The following is a 20885-nucleotide window of genomic DNA, read 5'->3' as shown; positions in this document are numbered from 1 at the left end:
GAGCAAGACTCCTGCCCCGATTGGTTCGCATGCCCCGCGAGGTAGCGCACCGTATGAAGCACAGCATGGCTTTGCCGCAAGCCGCACCGTTAGCAGAAATGCCTGCGATGCGATGCCATCGCGGCTGCCGCCAGCGCGTGTGCTTCAGAGTCGCCAGTATCGTCACCGTGAGTGCGATGCTGGCATGTATGCCGTCACATGCCATGGCTACGTGCGCGCGTCGTTACTGGCGGCGTGCTGCCAGTGACGACGCGCCGCCAACGGCATAGGCCCAGGCGGCAAGCGGAATTCCACCGCGTGATGTTGTTCAGTGACGGGGCCAGGCGCCCCGCATCGCAGGCAAGCCCTGCGATGTCCTTTGCCCGCTACGGGCTGATTAGTAGAAGTTGATCCGTGCACGATGTGCACTCCATGGACCCTGGGTGATTGGTCCCCGCTGCGGCAGCTTCCCCCGGGAGCGCGCAGCGGTGCCACACGCGCATGCGGCGCGGGCAGGCAGTAACAGCAACCGCATACACGGGAGTGGTGTCCCGAGGCCCTTGATTCAACCTTTTCTGCCGAGGCAGTGAGGGTGGCCAGAAACACTTACCAGACAGGATTACACCACGCAACATCGACGTGCAAACCCAAGATCGAAGGGATGACTTTGCCATGCGCGACTTGAACTACCAGCTCAAGCAACTGTGTCACCGCAACCGGGATGGCAGCTTTGCGACGCAGGCTGACCGCGAGCGCCTATTAAACCTGTGCGCTAACGACCTGGCGGAACGGGGCTTCCAGCATATGAGCGTGGACAGTCTGAAACCGAAGCATGTGGCGGCGCTGCTAGACAAGTGGAAGCAGGATGGTGTCAGTACCGGCACGATCAAGAATCGCATGAGCGCCTTGCGCTGGTGGGCCGAGAAGATCGGCAAGGAGAACATCATTGCGCGCACCAACGGCGAATATGGCATCGCGGAGCGGGTGTTTGTCACCAACGTCTCGAAGGCGAAGGTGCTGGACGCCGACACGCTGGCCCGCGTGAATGATCCGTATACGCGCATGTCCCTGCAGTTGCAGGCGGCGTTTGGTTTGCGGCGCGAGGAAAGCATCAAGATCAAGCCGGGATGGGCCGATGGCGGGAACATCCTGCGGCTGCAGGATAGCTGGACCAAGGGTGGCAAATACCGGGAGGTGCCGATTGCGACCATGCAGCAGCGCGCCGTGCTGGAAGCGGCCAAGGCGCTGTCGGGAAAAGGCAGCTTGATTCCGGCGCAGTTGCGGTATCGGGACCAGTTGAACCGCTTTCGGGCGCAGTGCGACAAGGCTGGCATCCATGGCGTGCATGGTCTGCGCCATGAGTATGCGCAGCGGCGCTATGCCGAGTTGACTGGCCGACCTTGTCCAGCTTGTGGCGGCGCGACGTCCAAACAACTGGATGCTTCACAAAAATTGGTAGATCACGCCGCGCGACTGAAGATTTCGGCGGAGATGGGGCATGGGCGTGAGCAGGTTACGTCCATCTATCTGGGCAGATGACGGCCCGCCTGTATCAGGTCCGAAGTTCATGGAACAGAAGATATGCAAGGGGGCAGCCCTGGCGCTGCCGGAACTATCGCGGAGAGGCTGCATGACTCTCCATTGTTTGCTGTTCATCAATCGAAGGAGAATCTTATGACAACGACCAAAAAATTCCTCCGCTTGCCTGCGGTCATCGAGGCCACCGGCTGGTCCCGCGCCACAATCTGGCGCAAGGTGAAGGCAGGTGTGTTGCCAGCGCCTATTCACATCGGCCCCAAGTCCATCGCTTGGGATGCAGAGGAGATCGCTCAATGGCAACAGCGCTGTATTGACGCTAGGCGTGGAGTCGCTTGAGTGGGAGTTTAGTGGCTGGATAGGAGCGCCCCACCTCGTAAGACGTCACGGGGCGGGCCTATCGGCCTTCTCCGAATCGTCCAACTGCTGGCGCTACGTGGCAGCCCCGCACGTTCGTGGTTCTAATTAGGTATCGACTGAGCATGCTTTTACGGCATCCAATGCATCAGTCTGTGTCCGAATGGCGGACCTGACCCTGGCGACCTTCTTGATGATAGCTAATGAATCGGTAGGTATAAGCGGAAATGGTGTACGAAAAATTGCACAGCAAAGCGAATATTTAGAGAGTTATCTCTATGGAAATTATTCGCGTCTTCTCAGGATGAACGGGAGCAATCATAGACATTACTATGTAGTGCAAGATACCCAGCAAATATAGTGTGTGCAAAATTTAGCTACCAACTCTATTTTTTGCCACCGCCTAACCACAAAGCATAGCTATACGGCGATATTGACAACGTGGAGATCTTAAAGCACCTCTTCAACTATCAATTAGCCATTTCGATAAGCTGAAATGTAAAATCACCGGTGTATCTTGCAACTTAATATTACATCATTAGTAGCTCTTAAGTAAAGTTTTCTTTTCAAGAGAATTAATCATCGCTGCGCTATCCCACGATGTGAACCAAGGAAAGCGAGAAAGGGCTTCAGCAAAAGCAATTGCTTCAACATCGGTAGGCTCTTTAGCTTCAACTATTTTGTATAAACGACGTGCGATCTTTTTCCGGAAAACACTATCAAGATAGGGGCAGGCTAAAATATCTAAAAGCAAATATATTTTCTCCGAGTTTTCTTTTAAGTCGGTAAGGTCGTCTAACATTGAATTTATTGAGCACTTGATTTTCTTTGATAGGGAGAAATAAGAGCCTTCCTTATCATCGCGAATGTAAAATAAGAGTGCCACTATTTCAAAATAAGTCGCTTTTCTATCATCGGAAAAAACTACAATTCGTTCTAAAACTTCCTTAGATAAAAGAAAGTTACTTCCAAGTGTTCTGACTGCAGAGAGGATATTAAGAGTCTCTATGGTTGCAACATTGTTGTCATCTTTAGAAGTCTCGCTAAAGGCAGCGCTATCAAAAAAATCGTTTGAAAGTGTATATAGAAGACTTCGGATGGCATTTGACTCATCTGGAATATGTGAATCAAAGTACTTCGAGGTTAAGTCGATAATTATTGCAATTTTAATTGATCCATTTTGACCTGGATTGACAGTGTAAAGTGTATATATGATTTCAATAATGGTGAAAATGAATGTGATGAATTTTGACCTTTCTTTCCCTATAGGACACATGTCCTTATTTTTTTCAATAAATTCAATTAGTAGATTTGAAAATGCTGAAACTAAATATCCAGATACTAGGGAGTAACTTACTAGCGAATCGAAGCACGCCAGTTTAACCTCTTGCATGAAAGCTACTAGTAGACGTTTTCTGTTATATATAGATTTAGGGACGCGACGATTTTTTCCATCGATTGAATCATATTCAAGTATTTGATCCAGAAAACGAGTGAAGCTATTTTTTACTAACCTTATAGCTTTTGACTGCTCTGTTATGAATGGCCTAGTTGTTTTTGTTGTCTTATTGGAATTTATGCTAAGTTTGTACTCATTTAGGCAATCGATAACTACAGTTTGGACTATTTTTGCATTTTCTTCAGAAGTCGAAAAAATAAATATATCGTCCACATAACGTCTGATCGTGTAATGTTTTTCGTTGACAAGTTTTAATTCTAAGAGATTGTCGAAAATATTCTTGTCGATTTGTTGAAATATTACTTCTGCAAAAAGTCGGCTAACCTCAGAGCCAATTACGATGCCAGCGGTTTCATTATAATTTGTGCTTTGCATAAGCCTGTCAAAAATAGAACCAAAGCTATTGTTTACACTTCTGTGAATTTTTGAGAATGGTTTATTTTTAATCGCCCAAGTTATTGAGTGGGTATAAATGCTGTCAAAGCACCTAGCGACATCAAGAGTCCAGAAAACGTTGAATTGTTTTTCCAGTTTGAGGAAGTCAATTGAATCGAAGAAATTGTGAAGCCGTGTATGTGTTCGATAAGAAAAATATGAACTCAGATGTTTGCTTCTTGATTCGAATTCGACATTTGACGTAGCACGATTCTTATACTTGTCTCTATTTTCATCCTGGTTTTTTACGTAATATTTGCTACCAATTTTCTCTGGGTAGCGAATGCTGAAACGGCTTTTTTCGCAAGCAAGGAGAATTTGACTGTCAAATGATTGGTAAAAATGAATGAAAGGCAACTGACTGCGCGGATGAATTAACGAAACTAACCGAAAACTGTCTGAGTTTTTCCGAACCTTATAGGTATAAGGAATGGTGTAATTCGATAAGTTTGGATTTGAGAATAAGGTTTCCATTAATTTTGGAAAAAAGCTTTTGCCTTCGCTATGCTTTTTCCAATGCCAGTAAAATCCGAGATTTGAGAAAATTATAGGTGCATCATATGTGGAGGTCTCAGTAAGCAATATTCTGCTGAAATCTTCCTTCTCGACCCTACGGCGGGTTCTTTTCATCTTTTCCAACCTTCTTTAATTTCGCGCAGTTGCGGATGAGTGAACGAATGAAAAATTCGTTTATGAAAACCTCTCGAGAATGTTAATCCAATCAGTTGGCTAACCTGAGCTGGCTTGAGATGACTGCTTATTCGTAAAGAAAGTTTATGTCGTTTCGAATAAAGCAAGCCACGCAGAAAAGCGTCTAAATTGCTAAGACTGCATGATTCGAAAGAATTCTTGGCTGCGTAGTTAAAGAAGATTCCTGTTTTTATCGGAATACCGGTTGTTGCATCCGTGATGTAATAGTTTCCGGTTAATGTCTTTATTCGATTGATGAGGAGGTCGTAGTTTTTCGCGGTTGGAGGGTTTTTAATGTATTCAATAAATGAATCAATTATTCGATTTTTAATCTTTAGTATTTTTGTTGGTGAAATTTCCACATCAATTTTTCTACGCATAGTACCCATAACCTTGTCCGTAGATGAGGGTTTTCCATATACTTTGAATTTGTAGCCTAGGTAATCAAAATTTTCTTGATCTTTGCTATCGGTACTAATTTTTCCAATATGAATTGCCGCTGATTTTTTTCCAATTTTATGCGCTTTTAGGGGGGCTAGTTTTTGATCTACTAGGGTATTTAAGTTTGATGAGGTCTGACTCGGTGATGTAATAATAAGAATATCGTCTACGAAACGCGCAAAATAGAAAATTTCCGGTCGCGTCTTAAAAAAACTATCAAATTCTAAAAGGACAAACTCAGCAAGCGTGGAACTGAGTCCGATGCCCCGTGGTAGCCCAGAAATAGTTTGTGCGTCTAAGGAATTAAAGAAATTATTCAGTAGAACGATAGTGTGACGTGGACATTTTCCATCATTTAAAAGCTTTTTTATTATGTCTTTTGTAGAAATTTCTTCGAAAAAATTTTGCACATCAAATCTGTAAAGGTTGTAGGGTGATCCTTCTTTTAGGAAGGTTAATGTATTATTTATTATGGAGTGGCGATTTTCTGGCCGAATTCGATAATTTGCTCGAATGTTCTTTGAAATCAATCGGCATACTAATTCTGACTCAAGTTCCCCGAATCGATACGCGGATTTTCCAGCTACAAGAATTTTCTTTAACGGTGAGTTAAAAATCGTGTCGTCTGCGATTTTCGACATGGCTTTCTCACCCAAGCATCTTCGATGTTGCTTGTCTTCAAGGTTAATATTTGATGCTATATCCTTATACAGGATCGTTGACGTTAGATTTCTTCTCGTGAAAGCATACTCAATCATTTTTCACTCTTAACGTTATTATTAAAAAGATCTTTTTTGGAAGGATATTGTTTTTTTCTTGTACACGTAAGCTTTTACGATGCTTGTTTTACGATGTGTAGTATTCTGGAAATACATTCGAAATGTAGCAAATTTGGCGCAACCTTCGTGCCGCGAAATGTTTAAAAGTGCTCAAGCGCATCTTTTTCCATAAGGAACTTCGCAAGTTCAGGCTCTCCACGATAACCGATCAGGTATTTTATAAATACCTTTCTATTAGTGGAATTGTCATAGCCAATGAAAGCTACTCCACCTGAAAATAAAACACATCGCGTCCTGACTAAATAACCACGTTGTTTGTATCTTGGACGTCATAAACATTTTGCGAAAACGGTGATTTTAATCTGTGGTCAAGTAAGGCTGTAAATACGTCGCGGCAATTTATTTCCGTAACGACTAATTTAAGATTTTGATCGAATTGTAGTGCTAAACCATAATCGGTGTAGTTAATGCGCAAGTGACCCATGAAAGCTGGATCCTTATAATGTCCTTTTTGGTGTATGGCTAGGGCACGTCTGAGTCTGATTTTATTTTTTCCAACATATTCGACAACCGGCGCCACATTGGAAAAAATATTTGAAAAATCAACTTGCTGGGTTAACGCAGTAAAATCTTCAAGATGAGCTTGCTTATAGCTGAGAACAGATTCGAAATTTGCTTTTCCTGAAATAATTAACTTGTCCTCTACGATGAAAAAATCTACGTGATTAGAAATATTGAAATTTCTTTGATAATTTATATCAAGACTATCATCACCAAAGAGGGCAGATATCGTACCATTGCTTTTTCTTGAATGCCAAGAGTCGTCCGTTTTTCTCGCTGCATAAAATTTTGTGCGATCTGGCGCAACAACCTTCAACACATAAAAAGCAGAATTATTTATTTCCTTTAAATTTTTTATTTTTTTGTTGAGCACTTCATCGCCAATTTTCTCCAAAATCAATCCGGCATACGTTTCATCTGCCTCAATTGAAAGGGCGCTTCCTTCGTTGTTTTGAGCAAGTATCCCATACTCCAACACCTCTGTTATACGAACTATTTCGTATACAAGTGCATCTCGAATAGCGTCTTTTAGATTTTCGCTTATCTCAACCCAATGACCGGTGTAGACCGGTGCATCTACACCAGTGTACAACGTCTTTTTGAACGTCCATAATATGATCTCGGAATTTTCGACATCGAATGCGAGAAGGGTTTCAAGAGCAGTCGGCATCTATACACTCCTTTGTTTTATAGTTAATATGTCTTGAATATCGTTTTTGCTGTAGGTGACATTGGGTTGTAGTTCGTCATCTGAAAGAGCTCGTCCAGAGTGAATATTGGTGCCACCTAAGTATTGATACTTTATTTCGTACAAACGCCAGCCAAATATTATAAGAAGTGGATTTAACATGAGTTGGCCCGATTTGTAAGTGACCAAAAACATCCAGATTAAAAATATTAAAAAACCAATCATTTTTCCAGTTCCCTTATAATCTAGACTCATAAATGAGACTACGTAAGGGAAAACGTAATTAATTAAATCGGCAGGAATGTGTTTGCTTTCAATAATCTTTATTTTATTGCTGCCTTTAATCGTCATTAGGATGAATAAAGTCACGAGGAATGCAGAAAAACAAAGGATTACGAAAGAAAGAGCGGCTTTGCTGTTGCTGAATGGTATGTAGCAGGATGAGGCGTTCTGCCATATTTTGCAAAACGGGAGACTTGGCGCATCGAAATCGTATTCCTGGACCAGAAGAATAAGACTCAATGGGAGATATGATCCGAGATAGACAAAAATTGCGACGTAAAGCCGTGGCTGCATGGCGGACCTAAGTATTATCGAAGACACTCGGATGTTGCATATTAGCATGTCCTAATGACTAGAAAAATCACAAATTATCACGAACAGTACAGTTGTGGTGAGTTAGGCGTATCGTGAGCGCTGGGATGTGCCTTCAGAGGACAGGAAATGAGTAGCATTTACTCTCATATATTAGAAGCTGTTTGGCCTGCATCGCCCTGGAGTGCCGTCGCAGCAGGTAAGTAAGGAGGTAGGAATGCTTTAAAAACACTGACGAAGATTCCCGAGCGGCTAACGTATATTGCCAGAAGGGGTATGTTTTGGGTTATGTTGAAATTTCAAATTGCCAAAATCCGGAATATATACGGGTTCCGGGCTAGGATTTGAATCCCCCTCTCAAAAAACATAAAGCTACCCTCGGGTAGCTTTTTTTCATCTGTACGCGGAGAGAAGCACTTCGTTCCGCAGGCGCAGGGCGATGCCCTGCGAATTTCCTGCTTCACCCTGCGCGCTCTGCGCGGGAGATTCGAAGGATCGGGCCTACCGGCCCTTTCCGAATCGACCAACTGCTACCGCTGCGCGGCAGCCCCGCGCGCCTGTGGCGCGCGTTCGTGGTTCTAATCAGCTTTATGAATGAGCATGCTTTTACGGCGCCTAGTGCAACAGTTCGTGTCCAAATGGTGGACCTGACCCGCGTCTATGCCGGCACACAGCTTTATGATTGCATACTAAAGCGGCCAACTTCTGCCACTGTAATCCGCGAAGCTGCCCTAACCAGCCAAAACCGCCGAAACAATCGAGCGGCGAAGCACTGTCTTCTCGGCATCGATGCCACGCTGTGAAAACGCCGGTGGTAACGCGACTTCATCCGCAGCAGTGTTGCCTGGCGAAGCCGTTTCCTTTACCAGCATGTTGGCGCTATTCTCGACCTCGAAGTACTCGTCCCAATGCACTGGAACTTGATGGGAGCGGCCATCTCCGCCTCTCACCGAGACGTAGTGGGTTCGCGCGATGCTGCGGAAGCCGCTGGCCGTTACATGCACTTTCTGCGATCCGTCGGCCTCCTGTTGCATGGATGTCTTCAGGATACTTCGCGTGACGCACTCGGGATGCTTGAACATCGCCTCGCCGTGGTAATTGGCAATCGCTTCATGCTCCCAGAAACAGGGTTTGTGCGAATACGTGTCTTTATAGATGTCCGAGTGCGGTCGATGCTGTTGGTACAAGGGGATGGCAAGCAGCGGGGCGATCCCGAAGTAGAACGACTTGAAGAAATCGTTGTGATAGGCGTTGAAAAACATGCGCGCCTGGGCGAGTTCGTAGGCAAGAAATTTCTCCGGGGCGCCGCTGATATCGGTAGCACGCATGTGTGCCGATTCCAGGACGTTGATCATGCGGGTTTTTTCGAATACGAAGGTGTCGCCAAAACCTGTTTGACTATCCTTGAGCAGCTTGAGCATTTCCTGTTGCGCCAGTGGCGTGAACAACAGCCGGAACTGTACTTCATGGTTGCGGTCCGTGGCATCGAACAAGGCGTCGAATTCGCGGTTGGCCATCACCGTAAAAGTATGCCCCTCGTCGACATCGCGGGACTTTTCTTCCAGCTTCTTGATGGCGCGATTCTTCCGCCATTTGTCGAGGAAGCCGTCTTCCAGGCCGGAGAGTTTTGACGGGTGGCGGCTGAACACGAGATCCGGCGCCGCTTCGTTGCCGTAGACGATAAACGTCTGGTTTTCGTACTCGGGCATCGGACGCTCGATCGATGCCCGCAGAGTTTCGTGGCGGGTTCTGGTTTCCGATTTGCCTTGCGAATTGCGGTACTGTTCCGTCCAGCTGATAGCCAGCGAGCCGTTGTATGTCTTGCTGCCCATCGAGTGTGACAAGGTGCGTGCGAGAATGAACGGGTTGCCGTTCAGTACGCCGCTGTGCGAGAACTCGATCGAGTGGTTCTCACCAAGATTGCCATACCAGCCAAAGCTGTTGCGCAGCTCTTCCATGCGGCCGTTGCTGAAATACGGGTCGAATGCGATGCGAGGCACTGTTTGTTGCATCAGCTTCGCCACGATATCCCAGTCGTACAGGCGGTTCAGCGGCACCATCTGGCCCCAGGCCACGGCACGCTTTTCGTCGCAGGCTTCCTGCAGCCGCTTTAACTGCGCGTCGGAATCGTTGATGATGCGGTTGAGCGTATGAATCGCAGCGGCAAGCGCAATCGCCGGGACCATGAGCCATGGCCATGCGTGATAGGCGTAGATATAGAGTGCCGCCAGTAGCGCGGCCACGATGCTGGCGCCGCGCAGGATACGCCACCATTTGTTGCTGGAACTGGCGCCCGCGGCCTGCTTTTCGAGCACGCGTAGTTCCTGCACCGTCGTGATGTTGGCGTTCTCGTCCACGCCGGACTGGTGCACGAGGTCTTCGAAAAAGTCCGACGTATTGCTGGCGTGAGCATTTTTGAAGTGGAAAGAATACTGCTCCAATGGTTCATGGACGTCGTTGATCAAAAGAAGACGCTCCGGGCGGCAGCCTTGGTTTCGGCGGAGGCAGTGAAAGGAATGCGCGTGGTATAACCTTGCCGCGCCGCAACGATCTGCTTGGTCGGCCAGGCAAAGACGTCCTGGTTCCACATGCCGACGGTATCGTTATACAGCGTGCGCGCGGCGGTCACTTCCTTTTGCAGATAACTGTTCTGGCGCATGGCATCGGCGATGACGGCTTGTGCCTTCAGATCCGGATAGGCTTCGCACGCCAGGCTGATGCGGGAAAAAATCCCGTCGATTTTCTGGGATGCCTGATTGCGTTCGGCATCGGGGTTTTGTCCGCTCCGGTAAGCCGCTACCGACTTCATCACGTCCTTGTCGAGGTCGATCGCTTTTGCGACCAGGCCAACCACGTTGTTCAGGACGACGACGCGCTGTTCCAGGTAATTGTCGATCTGTGAAGCATCGGCCTGGATTTTCTGCTGCAGCTTGCGCAGATACGCCAGGGCGGAGATCTTCATGAACAGAAAGACCAGGCCTGGCAGTGCCCCCAGCACCAGGAGTGCCAAGCTGTACGTTTGCGGCAACGCACCGGTCAGCAGCGCCAAGCCTCCGATCAGCGGAAGGACGGTCCACAGGGCGATTTCAAATATTAGCGACCCGGTGCCGACTTGGACGGAAATCTGCTTGCTGATGACGTTGATGTCGCGCCCCTGCTCATTTATCGGGCCAGTTACTTCGTCCAAATCATTTGCCATGCTTGAAAATCCTTTGTATTGAGTGTTTCTTATTGAGCGTCTCTCGCTCGGTTGCAAAATATTTCGCTTTCGCTTTTTAAGGAAGCACTGATTTATTCATCTGGCACCGTTCCCTGCTGTGGTCCGACCTGAGACAATAACGGTATCGCCACCGTCCGCCATCGACCATGCAAAAGAGCTTTTCTGACCTTGAATATGCTGCCAAGAAGAAACTGACGCGGCGCGACCGATTCCTGGCCGAGATCGACAGCGTAACGCCGTGGGGCAAGCTGCATAAAGCCGTCGAGCCGTTCTATCCGAAGGTCGAAGGTGCCGGCCGGCCACCGATTGGACTGGCGCGCATGCTGCGCATGTACGTAGCCCAGCAATGCTTTGGCTTGTCGGACGACGGTATCGAAGACGCGATCTATGACAGCCAGTCCATTCGTGCTTTCGTCGGCATCGACCTGGGCCGCGAATCGGCGCCGGACGCGACGACCTTGCTGAAGTTCCGCCACCTGCTTGAGGCCAACGGGCTGACGCGCCAGATCTTCGACACGATCAACGGGCACTTGGCCGAGAAAGGCTTGATGATGCGCGAAGGCACCATCGTCGACGCCACGCTGATCGCCGCGCCGCCGTCGACCAAGAACAAGGACGGCAAACGTGATCCGGAAATGCACCAGTCGAAGAAAGGCAACGACTGGCACTTTGGCATGAAGGCCCACGTCGGCGTCGATGCCGCTTCTGGCCTGGTGCATACGGTCATCGGCACGGCCGGCAATGTCGCCGATGTGACCCAGGCGCACGCGCTGCTGCATGGCGACGAGACCGCCGCGCTCGGCGACGCCGGCTATCAGGGCGTGGAAAAGCGGCCCGAAAACATCGGCAAATCGGTGACATGGCACGTGGCCATGAAGCGCTCCAAACGCAAGGCGCTGCCCAATAACAAACTGGGGCGCCTGACGGAAAAGTTGGAGCATCTGAAAGCCAGCGTGCGGGCAAAAGTCGAGCATCCGTTTCATGTCATCAAGAACCTGTTCCGTCATCGCAAGACGCGCTATCGCGGCTTGGCCAAGAACACTGCACAGATTTTTACCTTGTTCGCCTTTGCCAATCTGGTGCTGGCTGGACGGCGCTTTACGATCACTGAATCCCGTAGTCCGTCTTGATTGCAGAAAGACGCGCAACATCGCGTCAAATTGAAAGAAAAACGGGCTTGGACGGCTCACCGGTCGAGCATTTGGCGCGCCAGCCTCGCCAGAAAACCGAATTGATCAGCGCTTCCTTAAGTGCGGGAGCGAAATGTCGGTGTATTGTGTAATATTTCCCAAAATTAATTTTTTTGTCATCATATCTTGAAGGATGAGACCCTATCAAGGGCGGTCAAGCCGATATTTCACATAAAGTTTCGGGGAAAATCCTCGATACTTTCCGGTGCGGCCAATTTTCAGCCAGCCGCTTGCATAAACCCGGCAGCAGGGAGGCGGGCACTGGATAAGGGAGACCCGCTTCCAGCCGGCCATGGCGTCCCAATAAACTCCTTCTGGGCCGGCAGGCAATGCCCGCCCTCCACCGTATCTTCGGCTGCGCCAGACCAGACCTTGCGGAGAAATAAATGATCGAGAATTTTTTAAGGCTTTGCCATCGGCAAATAGAGGAAATGCAGGAAGGGGCGGCAATGCAGCGGTGAAGTAACATTGTCGAGCTGGATAAACGACAGTATTAATTAATTTTTACGAATTTAATGACAGGAATGGCAGCACGGCCGGGTAGAACGATATCGATTGCCGTTAGCATCGGCGCTATCGATTCGCGGTATGCCTATCAAGCATTAACATCCATCAGCAAGCGGGATTGCCGTTCGGTTAACGAAAAAAAACCCGCCGAAGCGGGTTTTTCACTTTACAGCCAAGCCAAAATCTCAGAACTGGTTCATGGTGTTGTCTTTACCAGCCGCCTTCAGCGCCGCTTCGCCGCTGAAGTAATCCTTGTGATCGTCGCCGATGTCCGAGCCGGACATGTTTTGATGTTTCACGCAGGCGATGCCCTGGCGGATTTCCTTGCGCTGCACGCCGGCCACGTAGCCCAGCATGCCCTGGTCGCCGAAGTATTCCTTGGCCAGGTTGTCGGTCGACAAGGCTGCCGTGTGATAGGTCGGCAGGGTGATCAGGTGGTGGAAGATGCCGGCTTCGCGGGCCGAGTCGGCCTGGAAGGTGCGGATCTTCTCGTCGGCGGCGATCGCCAGTTCCGTCTGGTCGTATTCCACGCTCATCAGCTGGGCGCGGTCGTAGGCGGACACGTCCTTGCCTGCCGCTTTCATGCCGTCGAAGATTTGCTGGCGGAAGTTCAGGGTCCAGTTGAACGACGGGCTGTTGTTGTACACCAGCTTGGCGTTCGGGATGACCTTGCGGATTTCGCTGACCATGCCGCCGATTTGCGCGATATGCGGTTTTTCCGTTTCGATCCACAGCAGGTCGGCGCCGTTTTGCAAGGAGGTGATGCAGTCGAGCACGCAACGCTCTTCGCCGGAACCGGCGCGGAACTGGAACAGGTTGCTCGGCAGGCGTTTAGGACGCAGCAGCTTGCCTTCGCGCTTGATGATGACGTCGCCATTGCCCAGCGCGTCGGCCGACACTTCTTCGCAGTCGAGGAAGGAGTTGTATTGGTCGCCCAGGTCGCCTGGTTCATTGGTGACGGCGATCTGCTTGGTCAGGCCGGCGCCCAGCGAATCGGTGCGGGCGACGATGATGCCGTCGTCCACGCCCAGTTCCAGGAAGGCGTAGCGGATGGCGCGGATCTTGGCCAGGAAGTCTTCGTGCGGCACCGTGACTTTACCGTCCTGGTGCCCACATTGTTTCTCGTCGGACACCTGGTTTTCGATCTGGATGCAGCAGGCGCCCGCTTCAATGAACTGTTTTGCCAGCAAATAGGTTGCTTCGGCATTGCCGAAACCGGCGTCGATGTCGGCGATGATGGGTACGACGTGGGTGACGTGGCCGTCGATCTTGGCCTGGATGGCTTGCTTCTCAGCACCTTGTGCAGCGTCCAGCTGGCGGAACAGGCCGCCCAGTTCGCGGGCATCGGCTTGGCGCAGGAAGGTGTACAGCTCGCGGATCAAGCTGGTGACGGCGGTTTTTTCATGCATCGACTGGTCTGGCAGCGGGCCGAACTCGGAGCGCAGCGCGGCGACCATCCAGCCGGACAGGTAGAGGTAGCGGCGGTCGGTGCTGTTGAAGTGCTTCTTGATCGAGATCATCTTCTGTTGACCGATGAAACCATGCCAGCAGCCGAGCGACTGGGTGTACTTGGATGGGTCCGCATCGTAGGCGGCCATGTCGTTGCGCATGATCTTCGCCGTGTACTTGGCGATGTCCAGGCCCGTCTTGAATTTGTTCTGGGCGCGCATGCGGGCGGCGGACTCGGGATTGATGGCGTTCCAGGCGCTACCTTGTTGGTCTTTCAAACCGGCAACAGCCTTGATGTCGTCTTGATATTGGGACATGTGTATCTCCTAAAGAAAAACTAAGTTTGAGAAAATCGTCGAGTGCGCCGCTGTGTCGATGCGAACTGCATGACTAAATAGTAGGCTTATCCGTGTCGATGTTCAAGTCTTATATAAGACATATAACTTAAATTAAGTATTTGTTTTTAATGGTATTAATTAATATTTTTCATGATGTGAAATGAATTTTCAAAAAGTGAGAGAGTTTCTGGATGAGTCCGCTGTCGGAAATCCCGCGATGTGAAACGCCTTTTCAGATTTTGGTGCAGCGCGACAAATCGGGACGAAAAAAAGCCACCCGAAGGTGGCTTGGCCGGCAGGTGGCTGATTTAACGGCCTACTGTCTGCCGCTGATCCTTAATGAACAGCGCCGTCAGCATGCCAACCACGCACACGCCGATCACGTAATAGGCGGGACCGAGCACGTTGTTCTTCAACATCAGGGTCACGACCACGGGCGTCAGGCCGCCGAAAATCGCATACGACAAGTTATAGGAAAACGACAGCCCGGAGAAGCGCACCTGGGCCGGGAACGCTTGCACCAGCACGTAGGGTACGGCGCCGACGACGCCGACGAACAGGCCCGTCATCGCGTACAGGGGCAGCAGCAGGTCGGGGCGGCTGCCGACGGTGGTGTAGAAGATATATGTGGAAATGGCCAGCAGCACGGAACCGACGAAGATCACGCGCTTGCCGCCCAGGCGGTCAGCCAGCATGCCGGCGATGATGCAGCCGAAAGCCAGGCACAGCGTTGCCACGGTATTGGCGACCAGGGTGGTGCGCGGCGCGATGTGGTGGATCTTTTGCAGCAGGGCAGGCGTCATGAGGATGACGACGACGATGCCGGCCGACAGCATCCACGTCAGCAGCATGGACACGACGACGGCGCCTCGGTGGCTGCGCAGCACGGATTTCAAGGGCATTTCCGTGGCCAGGGCCTTGCGCTGCTGCATTTCCGCAAACACGGGCGTTTCATGCAGCCAGCGGCGCAGATACATGGCGCCGAAGCCGAAGATGCCGCCCAGCAGGAATGGATAGCGCCAGGCGCCATCGGTGATTTCCGCAGGCGTGTAGACGGTGTTCAGGCCCGTCGCGACGAGCGAACCGAGCAAGATGCCGACCGTCAGGCCCGCCGTCAGCACGCCGCAGGCAAAGCCCGTGAAACGGCTCGGCACGTGTTCGGACACAAACACCCAGGCGCCCGGCACTTCACCACCGACGGCCGCGCCCTGGAAGATGCGCATCAACAGCAGCAGGAGCGGGGCGGCCAGGCCGATGGTGGCGTAGGTGGGCAGCAGGCCGATCAGCAATGTCGGCACGGCCATCATCAGGATGGAGAGAGTAAACATGCGCTTGCGGCCGAGCAAGTCGCCGAAGTGGGCCATGACAATGCCGCCCAGCGGACGCACGACGTAGCCGGCGGCAAAGATGCCGAAGGTTTGCAGCAAGCGCAGCCATTCCGGCATTTCCGGCGGGAAGAAAAGCTGGCCGATGGCGTTGGCAAAGAAGACGAAGATGATGAAGTCGTAGAATTCCAGCGCGCCGCCCAAGGCGGCCAGCGACAGGGTTTTGTAGTCTTGTTTGGTGAGGGGGCGGCTTGCGGCGTTGATTGCGGCGGTGTTGGAAGTAGGCATGTGTCTCGTTCTTGTGTGTTATCGGAGATTGCCAGAGCTAGCATACGCATTTCCGCCGCATGAGTAAACGCGGCGCGTAGGGGGAGCAGCCTCAGCTGTGCTTAATACAACGTCGCTATCATCAGCGTTGGCTTCATTGGAAAGGATACTGCATGAACATCATGATCGTGGGCGCCAGCCGGGGCCTGGGACGCGCACTGGTCGACGGTTTGCTCGCGGACGGCCATGCCGTCATCGGCGTATCGCGCCAGCAACCCGCCGACTTGCCCGCCGGCCAGGGCACGCAGCTGCAATGGATTGCGGCGGACCTGGCCGCACCTGCGGAAGCCGTCGAATGCATCGCGCACGAAGCGCCCGCCGCGCTGGACGCCGTGATCTACAACCTGGGCGTGTGGGAAGAAAAGGCCTTCAGCGATGACTATGCTTTCCTCGGCGATGCGGACGATGCCATCGTCGATATGGTCAATACCAACATTACGGCGACGATATTGCTGCTCAAGCGTCTGGTGCCCCGTTTGCTGACCAGCAGCAAGCCGCATCTGATACTCACGGGGTCCACGTCCGGCCTGCGCCAGAGCGGCCGTCCGGAAGTGACGTTCAGCGCGTCGAAATTCGCGCTGAACGGCATCGCCGACGCCTTGCGCGAAGGTTTCCGCGAACAGGGGCTGGCCGTGACGGCGCTGCAGCTGGGTTACCTGAATACCTACGATGGCTTGTCCGTGCCGCTGGCGGAGGCCGCCGCGCGGGGCGAAGGCGAGCTGATCCCTGTGCATGACGTTGTCGCCGTCGTGCGCATGCTGCTGAGCCTGTCAAATGCTTCGTTCGTGCGCGAACTGGTGATGCCGGCGCTGCGCGACGAGCGCTTTTAGGTTTTACGCGTCTGCGTCGTAGACTTCAGGCAAACACCCGGCGCACGCAGCGCGCATAGCCGTCAAACTCGCGCGCATTCTGGTAGCTGACGCCCGTGTCAAAATCCTTGCACCACGCTTCATCTTCGATGTCGCCCGGCTCGCACGACCAGTACCAGTTGGGGCGGAACGCATCTTTCAATGTCGCGTACAGCAAGGTCTGCTCGCGCCGATCCGGCAGGCTGTGGCCGAGGCTGGCAGCCCAGGCCGATGCGGCTTGCCACGTCTGACATTCCAGTTCGAACTCGCCTGGCTGCAGCAGCAAGTGGTAATCGGGCGCGCGATCCGTGCCAAGAATCAGCCCGGCATAGCGTTCGCCCTGCTGCAGGGGAATGGGCGCAGCGGCCGATGGCGCCACGTCGACCTGGCGCACGGCGCAGGCGCGGCCTGAATAGGTCTTGCGAAAGTTGTACTGGGTGCCGTTATCGAAATCGTGGCTCCAGGCCATGCGGGGCAGGATGGCGTCCGCTTCCGACGACCAGTACCATGCATCCGGGAAGGCGTGGGGCAAGTTTGCGTGCAGCAAGGCCAGTTCGCTGCGCGTCGGCAGACAGGCGCCGCGCGCCGCGGCCCAGTCGAGTGCGGCTTGCCAGGACAGGGCGTCCGCTTCGCCGGGCAGCAGGAACAGCTGGGAGCTGGCGCCGCCATCGTGGCCAGGCATGACGCCGGCATAGCGCTCGCCCGCGATGGCGCCCTCGGTCTTATGCCGGGCGTGCATAGGCAAACATATGTTGTACATACTCGGCCTTGCCAAGTGGCACGCCGTTATGGCGCAGGATGTTGTAGGCCGTCACCAGATGAAAATAGAATTGCGGCGTGGCCCAGTTCACCGCGTATTCCTGGCCCGTCATGTCGAAGGTCAAGCCGCCGGCCAGGGTGATCGACACTTGCCGCTCTGCGCCAGCGTCGATGTCTGCACGGTCCGCCGAGGCGAGTATCGCCAGGGTATCTTCGATCAGCGCTTTGGCTTCTCGCATGTTGGCGGGCGTGGCAAGCTGGGGCAGCGCTTGCCGCGTCAGCCGGCACACGGCTTCCTGCGCCTGGGTGCACGTGAATTCCACTTGGCGCGCCAAGGTGTGCATGTCGGGCGCCAGGCGCGCGTCGAGCAGGTTTTGCGGATCGAAACCCAGTGCCTGGGCGCGCTCTTCGCCTTTTGCTAATAGCGTCGTCAGGGAGCGCAGCATCTGTGCAAAGCAGGGGATGGTAATGGCGTAGACCGACATGGAGTTCCTCAAGCAGTTATGCTGACAAAGAGTAGAAAGGCGCGCGGGATCTTGCATAAAACGGCGCGAAGCTTAGCATGCGGCCATGGGCTCAGGCGCCTAGATTTAAAAGGTCCGCTTTCCAGCGTTCAAATGGGGGAGCGTGGAATGAATAATTGCGATGTGGCTGTCATTATGACTTGTGTCGTCTGTAATTTATAATGATGAAAAATTTCTTTCGACGAAAAAGAATCATTATTTTTCTCGCATTTATCAATTTGGCTGCCAGCGTTGACTCATCGTTACAATTTAAAGTTGGCCGATGGTTTCAAAGCGGTTGTTTTTCCTTGCCTGGAATGGCGAATGAAAAACGGCACTGGAATTAGAATATTTTTCTGCTGTTCAAATCAGTTGTTGCCTATCATATTTTTTAGTTATCGTGAATAATTCGGGTCGAGTGAAATGTCATTAACCTGATCGGAATATCACGTGAATAGTAGAATTTTATTTTGTGCGCTGGTTTTTGCTGCTTTGTCGGCCTGTGGTGGCGGGAGTAATGACACGGCGGACAATGGCGGCGCAGTGACGCCACCCGTTACTCCCCCAGTTACCGTGGTTAATACGCAGCCAGTCGCGCAAGCTGGGCCAGCCCAGAGTGTGGTGGTTGGCAGCGTCGTGACCCTGGACGCGAGTACCAGTTCCGACGCCAATGGCGATGCCTTGACCTACAAATGGGTCATGAGCTCCAAACCCGTCTCCAGCGCCGCCGTCTTGGATTCCTTATCCGCCGTGAAACCGACTTTCACCGCTGATGTGGCTGGCACTTACGTAGCCACCTTGCAGGTCAGCGATGGCAAGATCAGTAGCGAGCTGTCTTCGGTCACGATTACCGTGTCGGTAGCCAATGCCCCGCCGGTCGCTCACGCAGGCCTTGCAATGACCGTCGTTGTGAACATGGGCATCATGTTGGACGGTAGCGAAAGCAGCGATGCGAATGGCGATAGCCTGACTTATCAATGGACCCTGGTATCAAAACCGGCCGGCAGTATTGCGCAGCTGGCGGACGTTAACTCGGCTCGCCCGTTCCTGCGTGCGGATGTGCCTGGTGCGTACGAGGCGAGCCTGGTGGTCAACGACGGCAAGGTCGCTAGTGTGCCAGCTTTCGTGACGACGACGGCGGTTGCCGCCAATGCCCCACCAGTGGCGAATGCGGGCGTGGTGCAGAACGTCCTCAAAGGGAGTACCGTCATTCTCGACGGCAGCGCAAGTTCCGATGCGAATGGCGATACCCTGACATACTACTGGACCTTGACTTCCCGTCCGCCCATGAGTACTGCCACGCTGTCGTCCACCACTCTGGTGAAGCCCTCATTTATCGCGGACAGGGCTGGTACGTATGTCGCCACCTTGCGTGTGGACGATGGAAAGGTAACGAGCAATCCAATGAACGTCACGATAACGGCGACGTCCACGAATGCCGCCCCGGTGGCGAATGCCGGCGTGAATCTGCATGTAAGGGCCGGCGCGGATATCGTGACCCTCGATGGCAGGGGAAGTTCGGATGCGGACGGCGACAATCTCAGTTATAAGTGGACCTTCATCTCCGTGCCTGCAAATAGCATGTTGCAACCATTTCCTGGCGCATGGGACCGCAGCCAGGCAGTCAGCAGCTTTTGGGCGAATGTACCGGGAACCTATGTCGTCAGCCTTGTCGTCAATGACGGTACGGTCGACAGTGCACCATCGACCGCCACCATTATTGCCACTGCCGGCTTGAACAATGCGCCGCCGATGTCCAATGCGGGCATAGACCAGGTTGTCTCTCCGGGAACGACCGTGCGTTTGACGGGACTTGGCAGTGGAGATATAGAACGTGATGTCTTGACATATCGATGGCAATTGAAGAGCAAGCCTACTGGCAGCACGGCCGTGCTGTCATCGCTGACTGCCGCGCAGCCGACATTTGTCGCGGATATGGCCGGTGATTATGTCGCGACATTAATCGTCAACGATGGCTCGGTGAATAGTAGCGAAGATAATGTCACGGTGACGGCGACGCCGAATCTGCTCAATTTGTACCAAGTGCAAGACAATGGGACTGGTCCGGTTGAAACGAAGGCCGGTTTGCCTTACATCACCAATGCGACGGTACAGAAATCGTGCTCAGGTTCGTGTGCTCCCAACTTTACGGTCGATACATTCAAGGTGGCCGCTGCAGGGATGAGCTTCATGATTACCAATGTGACGGCCGTCGATAGTACGGGCCGTGTCGTTCCAGCCATAGTCGGTTTGGTGTCGGGTCAGGTCATTCCTGCCAGCAGCAGCGTCACCTTCTCGCTGGTGTCGCCCAAGACGAATGGCGCAACTGCCAAACTGACGTACAAGTTCTTTGTGGCGGAAACGGGCCAGTCTTTCGTTTATAACGCAGACTTCACATCAAACTAAGTGATGTAATATGGCGAACGCGGGGCTTCGGTCCCGCATTCGCCAGCCCTTCTTGTCTGTGTTCCCATGCCCACCTGGACTTCCCCACCCCAACTCGTCGCCCTGGCCGCCTTTTATGCACAGGCGCAAGCCCATCCTGAAACGTTCAGTGATGCTGTCTTCCTGGAAAACGTGAAAAATGCCCACTGGCCCACCAACTGCTGGAATTATGTGGAAGCGTCGTTCGCCATCATCGCGCCCGCCTGCCTGCTGCGTCCGCATTTGACCGCCGAGCTGATCGCCTTGCCCATCGACGCCATGATTGCGGGGGGCCTGGAAGATGCGGGGCAGGTCATCGCAATCGGCCTGGACTGCGCCACGCGCGACGCGCCGTATGTGAAGCCGAGCGAGGAGGGCAGGCGCTGGCTGACGCAGGTGTGGCCGGGCTTGGGGGAGATGGCCGGGGCCGTGTTCCGGGCCAGGCTGCAAGCGGCGTTGGCCAATGAAGATTAATG

Annotated in this window: 16 protein-coding genes; 6 read left to right on the top strand and 10 right to left on the bottom strand. The window is 52.5% G+C overall.

The window, feature by feature from the left end; all coding sequences use genetic code 11:
* The first annotated feature begins 651 nt into the window (after positions 1 to 651).
* Both VM94_RS22450 and VM94_RS22445 read left to right on the top strand, forming a co-directional pair.
* The gene (locus tag VM94_RS22450) at positions 652 to 1518 is read left to right on the top strand and encodes a phage integrase N-terminal domain-containing protein (protein WP_046685383.1); all 867 of its coding nucleotides are present in this window, start codon (positions 652 to 654) and stop codon (positions 1516 to 1518) included.
* A 135-nt stretch (positions 1519 to 1653) separates the two neighbouring features.
* On the top strand, positions 1654 to 1854 hold the full coding sequence (locus VM94_RS22445) for a helix-turn-helix transcriptional regulator (protein WP_082127876.1): 201 nt from the start codon (positions 1654 to 1656) through the stop codon (positions 1852 to 1854).
* 556 nt (positions 1855 to 2410) lie between these two features.
* On the opposite strand, the gene drt3b is transcribed toward VM94_RS22445, so the two are convergent.
* The 6 genes from drt3b to VM94_RS22430 form a co-directional block, all read right to left on the bottom strand.
* Entirely contained in the window at positions 2411 to 4396 is a 1986-nt protein-coding gene (drt3b, locus tag VM94_RS27950; protein ID WP_082127854.1) for an antiviral reverse transcriptase Drt3b, read from the bottom strand.
* Entirely contained in the window at positions 4393 to 5655 is a 1263-nt protein-coding gene (gene drt3a / locus VM94_RS27945) for an antiviral reverse transcriptase Drt3a (protein ID WP_082127853.1), read from the bottom strand. The genes drt3b and drt3a overlap by 4 nt, the downstream gene beginning before the upstream one ends.
* A 319-nt stretch (positions 5656 to 5974) precedes the next feature.
* Positions 5975 to 6907, bottom strand: coding sequence for a Kiwa anti-phage protein KwaB-like domain-containing protein (locus VM94_RS27940; RefSeq protein WP_082127852.1), 933 nt, complete (start codon positions 6905 to 6907; stop codon positions 5975 to 5977).
* Complete coding sequence (locus VM94_RS27935; protein ID WP_138828912.1) at positions 6908 to 7294, bottom strand: hypothetical protein; 387 nt, start codon at positions 7292 to 7294, stop codon at positions 6908 to 6910.
* Between the two features lie 956 nt (positions 7295 to 8250).
* Entirely contained in the window at positions 8251 to 9984 is a 1734-nt protein-coding gene (locus VM94_RS22435; protein WP_052755890.1) for an MAG1210 family protein, read from the bottom strand.
* Complete coding sequence (locus VM94_RS22430) at positions 9981 to 10718, bottom strand: LemA family protein (RefSeq protein ID WP_046685382.1); 738 nt, start codon at positions 10716 to 10718, stop codon at positions 9981 to 9983. Before VM94_RS22430 ends, VM94_RS22435 begins: the two co-directional genes overlap by 4 nt.
* A 167-nt stretch (positions 10719 to 10885) precedes the next feature.
* On the opposite strand from VM94_RS22430, the gene VM94_RS22425 reads away from it, so the two are divergent.
* Positions 10886 to 11869, top strand: coding sequence for an IS5 family transposase (locus tag VM94_RS22425; protein ID WP_046685381.1), 984 nt, complete (start codon positions 10886 to 10888; stop codon positions 11867 to 11869).
* A gap of 752 nt (positions 11870 to 12621) precedes the next feature.
* Here VM94_RS22425 and VM94_RS22420 read toward each other — a convergent pair.
* A complete protein-coding gene (locus VM94_RS22420; protein WP_034760061.1) occupies positions 12622 to 14202 on the bottom strand; it encodes an isocitrate lyase in 1581 nt (526 codons plus the stop codon).
* Positions 14203 to 14531: 329 nt separating this feature from the next.
* Complete coding sequence (locus VM94_RS22415) at positions 14532 to 15836, bottom strand: MFS transporter (RefSeq protein ID WP_046685380.1); 1305 nt, start codon at positions 15834 to 15836, stop codon at positions 14532 to 14534.
* Between the two features lie 152 nt (positions 15837 to 15988).
* Between VM94_RS22415 and VM94_RS22410 the strand changes: the two genes are divergently transcribed.
* Entirely contained in the window at positions 15989 to 16705 is a 717-nt protein-coding gene (locus VM94_RS22410; RefSeq protein WP_046685379.1) for an SDR family oxidoreductase, read from the top strand.
* Between the two features lie 25 nt (positions 16706 to 16730).
* Here VM94_RS22410 and VM94_RS27450 read toward each other — a convergent pair whose 3' ends face one another.
* Both VM94_RS27450 and VM94_RS22395 read right to left on the bottom strand, forming a co-directional pair.
* Positions 16731 to 17462 carry a DUF1566 domain-containing protein gene (locus VM94_RS27450; protein ID WP_052755889.1) on the bottom strand — a complete coding sequence of 244 codons (732 nt, stop codon included), beginning with the start codon at positions 17460 to 17462 and terminating at the stop codon, positions 16731 to 16733.
* Positions 17446 to 17967, bottom strand: a complete 522-nt coding sequence (locus VM94_RS22395; protein ID WP_046685378.1) for a DUF1993 domain-containing protein — start codon at positions 17965 to 17967, stop codon at positions 17446 to 17448. Before VM94_RS22395 ends, VM94_RS27450 begins: the two co-directional genes overlap by 17 nt.
* Positions 17968 to 18435: 468 nt before the next feature.
* On the opposite strand from VM94_RS22395, the gene VM94_RS22390 reads away from it, so the two are divergent.
* A complete protein-coding gene (locus tag VM94_RS22390) occupies positions 18436 to 20391 on the top strand; it encodes a PKD domain-containing protein (RefSeq protein ID WP_138828911.1) in 1956 nt (651 codons plus the stop codon).
* Positions 20392 to 20457: 66 nt separating this feature from the next.
* On the top strand, positions 20458 to 20883 hold the full coding sequence (locus tag VM94_RS22385) for a hypothetical protein (RefSeq protein WP_046685377.1): 426 nt from the start codon (positions 20458 to 20460) through the stop codon (positions 20881 to 20883).
* Positions 20884 to 20885: the final 2 nt, after the last annotated feature.

Origin of the sequence: Janthinobacterium sp. KBS0711, from assembly GCF_000988085.1 — a bacterium.
Classification (GTDB): domain Bacteria; phylum Pseudomonadota; class Gammaproteobacteria; order Burkholderiales; family Burkholderiaceae_D; genus Janthinobacterium; species Janthinobacterium lividum_E.
Note: the sequence above shows the minus strand (reverse complement) of the source record. Positions and strands in the feature narration are given on the sequence as shown.